Source organism: Streptomyces sp. NPDC051921 (assembly GCF_040680975.1).
Taxonomy (GTDB): domain Bacteria; phylum Actinomycetota; class Actinomycetes; order Streptomycetales; family Streptomycetaceae; genus Streptomyces.
In genome coordinates, this window is the sequence record NZ_JBFAXU010000025.1 from 141158 (window position 1) to 152835 (window position 11678).

Genomic DNA, 11678 nt, shown 5'->3' on the forward strand with positions numbered 1-11678 from the left:
CTACCTCCGCATCACGACCGGCTCGTGCCGGCGCAGCAGCCGGGCCACCACGAGCCCGAGGACGACACTGAGCACCACCAGCATCCCCATGTCGAAGAGCCAGGCACCGAGGGTGTGGTCCATCAGCGGATCGGCGGTCTTCTCGCCCGGCACGGTCGCGCCGATGTCGATGGTCGCGCCCATCGCGGCGAACGCCCACCGCGACGGCACCAGCCACGCCAGCTGCTCCAGGACCGGGGTGCCGCTCACGTTGAGCAGCGCCCCGCAGAACACCACCTGCACGATGGCGAGGAGGACGAGCAACGGCATCGTCACCTCCTCCTTGCGCACCAGCGCGGAGACGAACAGGCCGAGCATCATGGCCGTGAACGCGAGCAGGGCGACGGCCAGGGTGATCTCCACGAGCGGCGGCATCAGCACCCCCTTGCCGTCGGGGGCCCCGAGCGGGACACCGACCAGCGCGACCAGGGTGAGCACCACCGCCTGCACGATCGTGATCAGGCCGAGCACGACCACCTTGGACATCAGGTACGCCGAACGGGACAGGCCGACGGCTCTCTCGCGGCGGTAGATCGTCCGCTCCTTGACGAGTTCCCGTACCGCGTTCGCCGCCCCCGTCAGAACCCCGCCGACGCACAGGATCAGCAGGACGTTCAGGGTCGACTCGGGATTGAGCTTCCCCTCGGACAGCGCGCGGGCCATCGCGCCCATGACGAAGGGCAGCGCGATCATGATGGCCAGGAAGGTCCGGTCGGCGGACAGGGCGGCCGCGTACCGCCGGACGAGGGTACGCAGCTGGGACCACCAGCTCTGCGCCTTCGGCGGCGGCACCGGCACCGGCGGCGCACCCGCGTACGGCGGGCTCGGCCGCACGGTGGCGTCCTCGATGTACTGCCGGTGGAAGCGCGAGCCCCGGTACTGGCCCGCCCAGTCGCGGTCGCGGTCGTTCTCGAAGGCCTCGAACGCCTCCGGCCACTGCGGGAAGCCGAAGAAGTCCAGAGATTCGCCCGGCGGACCGTAATAGGCCACGCGCCCACCCGGCGCGAGGACGAGCAGCCGGTCGCAGACGTCCAGACTCAGCACACTGTGGGTGACGACGATGACGGTGCGCCCGTCGTCCGCGAGCCCGCGCAGCATGTGCATCACGGAGCGGTCCATGCCGGGGTCCAGCCCGGAGGTCGGCTCGTCGAGGAAGAGCAGGGACGGTTTCGTGAGGAGTTCCAGCGCCACGCTCACCCGCTTGCGCTGGCCGCCGGAAAGGCTGTGGATCGGCTGCGCGGCCCGCTCCTGCAGGCCGAGTTCGCCGATCACCTCGTCCACCCGGGCCCGCCGCTCGGCGGCCGCGGTGTCCTCGGGGAAGCGCAGCTCGGCGGCGTAGGCCAGGGCCCGGCGGACGGTGAGCTGGAGGTGCAGGATGTCGTCCTGCGGGACGAGACCGATGCGCTGGCGCAGCTCCGCGTAGTCCCGGTAGAGGTCGCGCCCGTCGTAGAGGACCGTGCCCCGGTCGGCGGGCCGCTGTCCCGTGAGCGCGCCGAGCAGCGTCGACTTGCCCGCGCCGGACGGGCCCACGACGGCGAGCAGGCACTTCTGCCCCACGGGGAAGGACACGCCGTCCAGGAGGGTCTTGCGGCCGTGGTCGACGGTGACGGCCAGCTCCTGCACGTCGAGGGAGACCTCTCCGGTGTCGGTGAACTCGACGAGGTCGCCGCCGATGAGACAGAACGCGCAGTGGCCGATGCCCACGATGTCCTCGGCCGTCACACGCGCGTGCGCGATGGGCCGCCCGTTGAGGAAAGTGCCGTTGTGGCTGCCGAGGTCATGGATCCAGTACGTGCCGTCCGGCTCGGCCCGCAGCTCGGCGTGCCGACGCGAGACGGTGAGGTCGTCGACGACCAGGTCGTTGTCCGCGGCCCTGCCGATCCGGACCGAGTGGGCCGGCAGCGGCCGCACGGCGGTCGGCTGCCGGAAGGTCCCGGTGACGGCCGGGTACGAGACCGAGGCCGGGCGGGGCGGTGGGGGCGGCGGCGCCGGGTACACGAGGCCCGGGGGCGCGGGGGTCGGGCCCCCGGACGCCGGGGGCGCCGGGGGTTCGGGCCCTACGCGGTCGGACGGCGGGGGTTCGGGCGGTGCGCGGTCGGGCGCCGGAGGTTCCGGCCAGGCCGGTGCCGCCGGTGCCGCCGGTACGGCGTCCGGGGGCGGCGCGGGGTCCGCGCCCACGGGCGGCGGGGGCCCCGCCGGCTCCGCCCGTACCGGCTCCGGGGGCGTCGGTCGGGCCGGTGGGCCGTCGGGGGCCCGGGGTGGCGCCCCGGAGGACAGGAGTACGGCCGTGGGGCCGTCCGAGGGATGGCCGAAGCGGATGACCGTGCCGGGGCCGACCGTGCTGAGGTGCACCCGGCGGTCGTCGGCGTAGGTGCCGTTCGTGCTGCCCTCGTCCTCGAGGGTCCAGTGGTCGCCGACCGCCCGCAGCACCGCGTGGTGCCATGACGTCCGGGCATCGGCGAGGACGAAGTCGCTGGTGGGGTCGCGCCCGATGCGATAGACGCGGCTCGGGTTCATCAGGGTCGCGTCCCCGTCGATCTCGAGGACCAGTTCGGGTGCGGCGGGCGCGACGGGCCGCTCTCCCATGCGTGAATCTTAACGTCGACGGCCCGTCCGCGCCCCGGCGAGCCGCCGGTATCGTGGGCGCCTGCCCGCCCTCGGAGGGGTGGGTGACCCGCTCCCCGCTAGGGAGCCGACCGCCCCGTGGAGGGGAAGCGAAGGAGGAGCCGCCCGTGCCGAAAGGTGTCACCGAGCGCCGGCCCCGCACCCGCGCGGCCCTCCTGAAGGCGGCCCTGGAGGTCTTCGCCGAGCACGGCTTCCACGCCGCGTCGATCGAGCAGATATGCGAGCGCGCCGGATTCACGCGCGGCGCGTACTACTCGAACTTCGCGAGCAAGGAGGAACTCTTCCTCGCCCTGTTCGACGAGCACGGTGAGCGGATCGTCAGCCACCTCGCCGAGTCGATCGACGCGCTCACCCCCGAGGAGTGCACCCTGGAGCGGCTGGCCGATCTCGCCTCGCGGGTGGAGCCGGACGAGCGGGACTGGTACCTGGTCAGCACCGAGTTCACCCTGCACGCCATCCGTGATCCCCAGGCGGCATGGGTGCTCGCCCGGCACGACGCCCGGCTGCGCGCCGAGATCGCCCGCGGCCTGGAGCTGGTGCTGCGCCGAGCGGGCCTCGAACTCACCGTGGAAGCCGACCGGTTCGCCAGGCTGATCGTCGCCCTGCGCGAGGGCGGACTCGGGCAGAGCTACGTCGAACCGGACGTCCTGCCCCCCGGCAGTCTCGAACGCGACTTCCTGGCACCGCTGTTGGCGGCCTCCACCCGTCCGGTGGGTCAGCCGTAGCCGTCGCCGAAGGGGTTGACCCCGAAGGTGTCCGGTGCCCCCGCGTCCCGCACCGTGACGCGTCCGGCGACGCCCTCCGAGAAGCCGAACCGGCCGAAGAGGCGGAAGCCGGCGGCCAGTTGCTCCTTGCGGTCGCGGCGCTCCTCCTCGACGGAGCCGAAGGACGGCGGCAGCGGCAGCGTGACCCCCTCGGGCAGGGGGCCGACGGCGGGCGGCGAGGGCGGGCGGCAGGGTGCTCATGGTCCCCCCCGAGGGTGGCACGGCGGGCGCGCCAGAAGGTACAGAGACGTGAACCGGTACGACAATGACCCCGGCGCTCAGTTCTCCGGGGCCCCGAACCGGGCCAGCAGGTGCCAGACCCGCTTCACGTCCTGCCGGTCGTACCGGCCCGACTCGGCCGCCTCCTGCACGGTCCGCGGGTCCAGCCACCCGTCCACGGCGATCTCGGCGCCCAGTTCCACGTACTCCGGCCCCCGGTACTCCGGATGCCGCCGGAGCTCTCCGACCGAGAGCCGGAAACCGCCGTGCCATTCCACGGGGCAGGGGAGCGCCCGGGCCGCGGCCTCCACCTCCGTACCGCGGAAGGAGGGGTCGAGGACCAGCGCCTCCACGTCGCGGCCGATCTCTACCGGGCCGTGCACATGCGCTTCGACGCAGTCGTCGAGCGCGTCCAGGCCGTCCGCCTCGGCGAGCGCGACGAGCGCCATCCGCTCCGCGACGCCGAAGTCCTCGGGCTCCATGACGCTGTCCGGATAGCAGAAGGTCGTCCGCGCCAGCGTGGCCGGCGTGAGCCGCAGGTGCGCCGAGCCGAAGCGGTGCGCGGCTCCGTAGGGGCGGCGGCGGTAGTCGAGCGCGCCGTACACGGGCCGCTCGTGCGCCGGAGCGTCGTCGTACGCGCCCCCGAAGATGCGGCTCTCCCAGCGCCACCGGTCCCCGCCGGGGTGCGCGGTGAGCCCGCCGTTGCTGGTGCCGGTGACGAACTGCGAGCGGTAGACGCCCTCGTCGGCGAGCCGGCCGAGGAAGGTGGGGTGGAAGTTGAGGGTCACCCGCAGCGAGGGATCGAGCGGGCCGCCCGTGGCGCGGGCGGAGACATGGGCGAGGGCCAGGCGCGGCCGGTTCAGGAGGTCCATCGGCGCAGTCTGCCGCAGGCGGGGGCCTTGCGGCAGCCGGATTTCGCTGGCTACGGTCAGGCCGGAAAGCGCTTACTGGATCTTTGGCAGGGGAGCCGCGGCACGTGCACAGCAGCAGCGCGAGGGACGTCCTCGTCTACACCCGTACGGCGGGCTACCGCCACGACTCCATCCCCGCCGGCGCCGCCGCCCTCGCCGAACTCGCCACCGCGGAGGGCTTCTTCACCGAGACCACCGAGGACCCCGCCGTCTTCACGCCGCACCGGCTCGCCCGCTGCGCCGCCGTCGTGCTGCTCTCGACCACCGGCAGCGTCCTCACGGACGCGGGCCGCGCCGCCTTCGAGGCCTACGTACGGGCCGGCGGAGGTCTTCTTGCCGTCCACGCGGCGGCCAACGCCGAACCCGACTGGCCCTTCTACGGCGAGCTCCTCGGCACCCGCTTCGACGCCCATCCCGAACTCCAGCCCGGCACCGTGTGCGTCGACGCGCCCGACCACCCCGCGACGGGCCCGCTGCCGCGGCGGTGGGAGTGGACCGACGAGTGGTACAACTTCACCGCCAATCCCCGGGCCACCGGAGTGCGGGTCCTCGCCCGCGCCGACGAGACCAGCTACCGCGGCGGCACCCTGGGCGCCGACCACCCTCTGGTGTGGTGCCGCGACGCCGCGCCCGACCGGGGCCGCTTCCTCTTCACCGCGCTCGGCCACACCCCCGAGGCGTACGCGGACCCCGCCTTCCGCGCCCATCTGGCCGGCTCCCTCCGCTGGGTCTCGGGCGGCTGAGCCCGACCGGGTGCCTCCCGCGGACCGGGGCGGACTCGGGCCGGACCTGGGGCGGACTCGGGCTGGACCCGGGGCGGGCTCGGGCCGGACCTGGGGCGGGCTCGGGCTGGACCCGGGGCGGGCTCGGGCCGGACCTGGGGCGGGCTCGGGCCGGACCGGGGTCGGACTCGGGCCGGACCTGGGGCGGGCTCGGGCCGGACCCGGGGCGGGCTCGGGGCGGACTCAGGTTGGACCGGGGCGGACCAGGGGCGGACGGGGGTCGGACCGGCGTCGGACCGGGGCCGGACCGGGGCCGGACCGGGGGCCCGACCGGGGCCGGACGGGGCAGGCGGGCCCGGCCGCGTCACCCCACCGCCCCGCCCCGATTGCGGGCGGGCCCGGGCCGCGAAAGGTTGCCCGTGAGGCTGGAGGCCAGGAGGAGACGACATGGGCATCGCCACCGTGAACCCGGCGACCGGCGAGACGCTGCGCACGTACGAGGCCCACGGGCCCGCCGAGGTCGAGCGCCGCATCGACGCGGCTCACGAGGCGTACCGCCAGTACCGCACCACCCCCTTCGCCGAACGCGCCCGGCTGATGCGCGCGGCGGCGGCCCTCCTCGACGAGGACGCCGAGGACATCGCGCGCACCATGACCACCGAGATGGGCAAGCCGATCGTGGCGGCCCGCGCGGAGGCCGCCAAGTGCGCGAAGGCCATGCGCTGGTACGCCGAGCACGCAGAGGCACTGCTCGCCGACGAGCACCCCGCCGAGCACGACGTGCAGGACTCGGGGGCCGACCTGGCACGCGTCCACTACCGGCCGCTCGGCCCGGTCCTCGCCGTCATGCCGTGGAACTTCCCGCTCTGGCAGGTGATCCGCTTCGCCGCGCCGGCGCTCATGGCCGGCAACACCGGGCTCCTCAAGCACGCCTCGAACGTGCCCCAGACCGCCCTCTACCTCGGCGAGCTGTTCCGCCGCGCCGGTTTCCCCGAGGGTTGTTTCCAGACCCTCCTCATCGGTTCCGGTGCCGTCGAGGGCGTGCTGCGCGATCCTCGGGTCGTCGCCGCCACCCTCACCGGCAGCGAACCGGCCGGCCGCTCCGTCGCCGCGATCGCCGGCGACGAGGTCAAGAAGACCGTCCTGGAGCTCGGCGGCAGCGACCCGTACATCGTCATGCCCTCCGCCGACCTGCCCAGGGCCGTGAAGACCGCGGTGACCGCCCGGGTCCAGAACAACGGCCAGTCCTGCATCGCCGCGAAGCGGTTCATCGTCCACCAGGACGTCTACGACGACTTCGCCGAGCGCTTCACCGCCGCCATGAACGCCCTCACCGTCGGCGACCCCCTCGACGACGACACCGACGTCGGGCCGCTCGCCACCGAACAGGGGCGCACCGACCTGGAGGCCCTCGTCGACGACGCGGTCGCCGCCGGTGCCACCGTCCTGTGCGGCGGCGCCCGTCCCCCCGAGCACCCGCGCGGCTGGTTCTACCAGCCGACGGTCCTGACCGGCATCACCCCGGCCATGCGCATCCACCAGGAGGAGACCTTCGGCCCGGTCGCCGCGCTCTACCCGGTGGCCGACATTGAGGAGGCCGTCGCGGTCGCCAACAACTCCCCGTTCGGCCTGAGTTCGAACGTCTGGACCCGGAGGGACGAGGACATCGCCTTCTTCGTACGGGACCTGGAGGCCGGCGGCGTCTTCGTCAACGGCATGACCGCCTCCCACCCCGCCCTCCCCTTCGGCGGTGTGAAGCGCTCGGGCTACGGCCGCGAGCTCTCGGGGCACGGCATCCGTGAGTTCTGCAACGCCACCACGGTCTGGCAGCGGGCCTGAGGGACGCGGGCCCCTGGCGACGGGCCCCTGGCGTCGGGTGCGTGGTCTCGCCAGGTGCGTGGCCTCGTCAGGCGCGTCGCGCTCGCCAGGCACGGAGGGATCGTCGGGCAGGTCAGGCCCGAGTCCAGGCGAGCAGGTCGTCGGCGGACCAGGTGTTGATCACCCGGTCCGCGGGCACCCCGCACTCCTCCGCCCGCGCGCAGCCGAGGATCTGCCACTCCAGCTGGCCGGGTGCGTGGGCGTCGGTGTCCACCGCGAAGAACACCCCGGCCTCCACGGCGAGCCGCAGCAGCCGGCGCGGCGGGTCGAGCCGTTCCGGGCGGCTGTTGATCTCCACGGCCGTGCCGTACTCGGCGCAGGCGGCGAAGACCCGTTCCGCGTCGAACTCCGACTCCGGGCGCAGCCGTCCGCCGCTCACCAGGCGGCCCGTGCAGTGACCCAGCACGTCCATCAGGGGATTGCGCACCGCCCGCTCCATCCGGCGGGTCATCGCCCGGGCGTCCATCCGCAGCTTCGAGTGCACCGACCCCACCACCAGGTCGAGCCGGTCGAGGAGTTCGGGCTCCTGGTCGAGCGAGCCGTCCTCCAGGATGTCGCACTCGATGCCGGTGAGCAGCCGGAAGGGCGCCCACTCCTCGTTGAATCGCGCCACCACGTCCAGTTGCTCCCGCAGCCGGTCGGGGGACAGGCCGCGGGCCACCTTCAGGCTCGGCGAATGGTCCGTCAGGACCGCCCACTCGTGGCCCAGTCCGGCCGCCGTGCGGCCCATGGCCTCGATGGTGCTGCCGCCGTCCGACCAGTCCGAGTGGACGTGGCAGTCGCCGCGCAACGCGGCCCGCAGGGTGTCGCCTCCCCGTGCCTCCGGCACCGGGATCTCCCGCTCCAGGCGCTCCAGGTACTCCGGCACCCGCCCGGCCAGGGCCTCGCTCACCACGGCCGCCGTCTTCGGGCCGATCCCCTTCACCGACTCCAGCGTGCCGCCCGCCGCCCGTCGCGCCACCTCGTCCGCGCCGAGCGCCGTCACGGCGGCGGAGGCCGTGCGGAACGCGCGGACCCGGTACGTGGGCGCCTGCGAGCGCTCCAGGAGGAACGCGATCCGCTCCAGCGCCGCCACCGGGTCCATCCGCCGCACCGCCCTTCGCTCAGCCGGCCGGTCCGCCCGGGGCCGCCGGGCTCGGGGTCGCCGGTGCCGGGTCGCCCAGGGGGGATCCGCCGCCCGCCCCGTTCGCCGCCCCGGGCCCGATCTCGCACCACACCGCCTTGCCCTCGCCGCGCGGCTCCACGCCCCACCGTGAGGCGATCGCGTCCATCAGGAGCAGCCCGCGCCCCGAGGTCGCCGCCTCGCCCGGGGTACGACGCCGGGGCCAGGCGCTCGACCGGTCCTGGACGGAGAGCCGGACCCGCCGCACCGGCTCCGGCAGCACCTCCAGGGTCAGCACCGCACCGCCCTCGGTGTGCAGCAGGACGTTCACCAGCAACTCGCCCGTCAACAGCTCGGCGTCGTCGGCCAGTTCGGGCATGCCCCAGTCCACCAGGGCCTGCCCCACCGCCGCCCGCGCGTCCGAAAGGCCCTGCGGATCGGCCTGGTGGATGTACTGGTGGATGCGCGGCGCCCGTGGCGTGCCCGGGTCGGGGCTGCGCCGCAGCACGAGCAGGGCCACGTCGTCGCCGGAGCCCCACCGCTCCCACAGCGTCTCGGACAGGTGGTCCGCGAGCGCCTCGGCCTGCGGCGGTCCGCTGCTCACCGCCTCGGCCAGCGCCGCGAACCCCGACTCGATGTCGGTGCCCGGCTGCTCGACCAGACCGTCCGTGCAGAGCACCAGCGTCTCGCCGGGCACCAGGTCGAGCCGGGTCTCGGGGAACTCCTCGTCCCCGAACACCGTCGCGAGACCCAGCGGCAGGCCACCGCGCAGCTTGGGCCGGCCCACCCGCCCGTCCGTGTGCCGGATCAGCGGCCCCAGATGCCCCGCCCGTACCCCGCGCACCGTGCCGCCTGCCAGGTCGACCTGGGCGTACGTGCAGGTCGCGAAGCGGTTGGTGTCCAGCTCGGCGAGAAAGCGGGAGGCGCGGGCGAGCACCGTCGACGGCGCATGGCCCTCACCCGCGTACGCCCGGAGCGCGATCCGCAGCTGGCCCATGATCGCGGCGGCGTGCGTGTCGTGGCCCTGCACATCGCCCACCACGACCCCGACCCGCCCGCGCGGCAGCGGGATCACGTCGTACCAGTCGCCGCCCACCTGCCGCCCGCTCCACGCCGCGTGGTAGCGGACGGCGATCTCGCCCCCGGAGATCACCGGGATCCGGCGCGGCAGCATCGTGGCCTGCAGCCCGGTGGCCAGCTCCCGCTCCTCGTCGAAGAGGATCGCCCGCTGCAGCGACTGCGCGACGATCGCCGCCAGACCGAGCAGCAGGTTGCGCTCGTCCGCCTTGAAGGAGCTCGGGCGCCGGTAGAACAGCGCCATCCCGCCGAGTGCGCGGGCCTGCGCGACCAGCGGCAGGTAGCAGGCCGACTTGAACGGCATCCGCCGCACGTACGGCGCGAGGTGGGGGAAGTCCTGCCCGAGGGTCGGGAACGAGTTCACGAAACGGGGCCGCCCGCTCAGGACCGCCTCCGCGAGCGGCAGTCCACGGTCCAGGCGGCGGCTGCGGAAGTCGTTGAAGACCTCCATGGACTCGCCGCTGAGCGCGATGATGTTGAGGGAGCCGTTCTCCACCAGGCCGAGCGCCAACCCCTCCGCGCCCAGCCGCGCCAGCCCCCCGGGACCGGTCAGCGCCGCCGTCACGTCGTCCACGGTCACCGCCCGCGACAGCGCGTGCGTCGTCCGCTCCACGATCGAGGTCTGCACCTCGCGGCGCTTCTCCAGGTCGAGCACGAAGGCCGAGTGCGTCACCTCGGTCGTGGCGTCCCGCACGATCCCCACGATCCGGTGCGCCATGCCGCCGCCCCGGCGCAGGATGCGGGCCTGCACATGCGTCCATTGGGGTGTACCGTCGGCCTGCTCCTGGCGGACGTGTGCCGTGTACGAGCTCTCGCCGCTGGTGATCGCCTGCCGGATGACCCCCTCCAGCCGGGCCCGCTCCACGGGGTCGAGACCGCGCACCAGCGTGGCGGGCCGCCCGTCGAAATCGCCCGGGGCAAGCCCGAAGACCAGCAGCCCCGCGTCGTCGACATCGATCGTGCCCGTGTCGAGGTCCCAGTCGAAGCTGCCGGTGCGGTTCATGGCGAGGCGCTCGGTCGGCCCGATCTCGCCGCCGCGCGTGCTCCGCTCGTCATCGGTCATCTTCCCCATTGTCGAACCGGCGCCCCCCGGACGCCATGGCGACGACACCGCCACGCGGGCGATTCGGCAGAATGGGTCGGTGCAGCCGCCCTACCGCATCCTCGGACCCGTCCACGCCCTCCGCGTCGACGGAGGTGAAGCCGTCCTGAGCGGGGCCCGGATCAGGGCCCTGCTCACCGCACTCGCCGCGGCGGGCGGCCGCGCGGTCCGCACGGACGCCCTGATCGCCCAGGTGTGGGCCGAGGACACCGCCGACGACCGCGTGGCGGCCCTGCAGGCGCTCGTGGGCCGGCTCCGCCGGGCCCTCGGGCACGACGCCGTCACCTCGGGGCCCGGCGGCTACCGGCTGGCCGCCGGGCCCGACGCCGTCGACCTGTTCCGCTTCGAGGAACTCGCCGACCAGGGCGCAAGGGAACTGGACGCGGGTCGGCCCGAGCGCGCCGAGGCCCTCCTCGACGAGGCCCTCGGCCTCTGGCGCGGCCCCGCCCTCGCGGACCTTCCCGGGCGCGACACCGACCCGCTCGCCGTACGGGCCGAACAGCGCCGGCTCCGCGCCCGGCGCGACCGGCTCGCGGTCGACCTCGCCCTCGGCCGCCCCGAGGACGCCCTCGACGCCCTCGCCGCGCTGTGCGCGGAGCACCCGCTGGACGAGCCGCTGCGGGCGCTGCGGATCCGCGCCCTGCGAGCCGCCGGCCGTCCCGCCGAAGCCCTCGCCGCCTACGAGACCGCGCGCCGCGCCCTGGCCGACCGCCTCGGCACCGAGCCCGGCCCCGAACTCAAGTCCCTGTACGCGGAGTTGCTCGCCGGCGATGAGCCGCCCGCCGCCCGCCGGGCGCTGCCGGCGCCGCTCACCTCCTTCCTCGGCCGGGACGCCGAACTGCACGACCTGGCCGCAGAGATGCGTTCTCGGCGACTCGTCACCCTCATCGGTCCCGGCGGCGTGGGCAAGACCCGGCTCGCCCTGGAGGCCGCGACGGACCGGAAGGAGGAGGCCTGGCTCGTCGAACTCGCCGCCGTGCGCACGGGCTCCGACGTCCCGGCCGCCGTCCTCACCGCCCTCGGCGCCCGCGAGACCCAGGTCTGGGGTGGCACCACCCTCACCGATCCCACCGCGCGCGACTCCGTCACCGCCCTCGTCGAACACTGTGCGCGGCGCCGGCTGCTCCTGCTGCTGGACAACTGTGAGCACGTGGTGGGTGCGGCCGCGGAGTTGGTGGCGGTGCTGCTGGCGCGGTGTCCGGGGGTGTCGGTGCTGGCGACGAGTCGGGAGCCGCTCGG

General features: G+C 74.5%; 7 protein-coding genes and 1 pseudogene. 4 read left to right on the top strand and 4 right to left on the bottom strand.

What is annotated here, in order from left to right; genetic code table 11:
• Entirely contained in the window at positions 1-2625 is a 2625-nt protein-coding gene (locus AB0M16_RS29415; protein ID WP_365348223.1) for an FHA domain-containing protein, read from the bottom strand.
• Positions 2626-2771: 146 nt separating this feature from the next.
• Between AB0M16_RS29415 and AB0M16_RS29420 the strand changes: the two genes are divergently transcribed.
• A complete protein-coding gene (locus tag AB0M16_RS29420; protein ID WP_365348225.1) occupies positions 2772-3389 on the top strand; it encodes a TetR/AcrR family transcriptional regulator in 618 nt (205 codons plus the stop codon).
• Positions 3390-3706: 317 nt separating this feature from the next.
• Here AB0M16_RS29420 and AB0M16_RS29425 read toward each other — a convergent pair whose 3' ends face one another.
• Positions 3707-4519 carry a DUF3626 domain-containing protein gene (locus AB0M16_RS29425; protein WP_365348227.1) on the bottom strand — a complete coding sequence of 271 codons (813 nt, stop codon included), beginning with the start codon at positions 4517-4519 and terminating at the stop codon, positions 3707-3709.
• Positions 4520-4623: 104 nt separating this feature from the next.
• Between AB0M16_RS29425 and AB0M16_RS29430 the strand changes: the two genes are divergently transcribed.
• Both AB0M16_RS29430 and AB0M16_RS29435 read left to right on the top strand, forming a co-directional pair.
• A complete protein-coding gene (locus AB0M16_RS29430; protein ID WP_365348229.1) occupies positions 4624-5301 on the top strand; it encodes a ThuA domain-containing protein in 678 nt (225 codons plus the stop codon).
• Between the two features lie 417 nt (positions 5302-5718).
• A pseudogene (locus AB0M16_RS29435) lies at positions 5719-7119 on the top strand (NADP-dependent succinic semialdehyde dehydrogenase); the annotation flags it as partial.
• Positions 7120-7231: 112 nt separating this feature from the next.
• Here AB0M16_RS29435 and AB0M16_RS29440 read toward each other — a convergent pair.
• Together AB0M16_RS29440 and AB0M16_RS29445 are read right to left on the bottom strand one after the other, a co-directional pair.
• Entirely contained in the window at positions 7232-8242 is a 1011-nt protein-coding gene (locus AB0M16_RS29440; protein WP_365348231.1) for a PHP domain-containing protein, read from the bottom strand.
• A gap of 19 nt (positions 8243-8261) precedes the next feature.
• The gene (locus tag AB0M16_RS29445; protein WP_365348233.1) at positions 8262-10400 is read right to left on the bottom strand and encodes a SpoIIE family protein phosphatase; all 2139 of its coding nucleotides are present in this window, start codon (positions 10398-10400) and stop codon (positions 8262-8264) included.
• Between the two features lie 79 nt (positions 10401-10479).
• On the opposite strand from AB0M16_RS29445, the gene AB0M16_RS29450 reads away from it, so the two are divergent.
• Positions 10480-11678 (top strand): BTAD domain-containing putative transcriptional regulator (locus AB0M16_RS29450; protein WP_365348235.1); only part of this gene is annotated, 1199 nt, incomplete at its 3' end.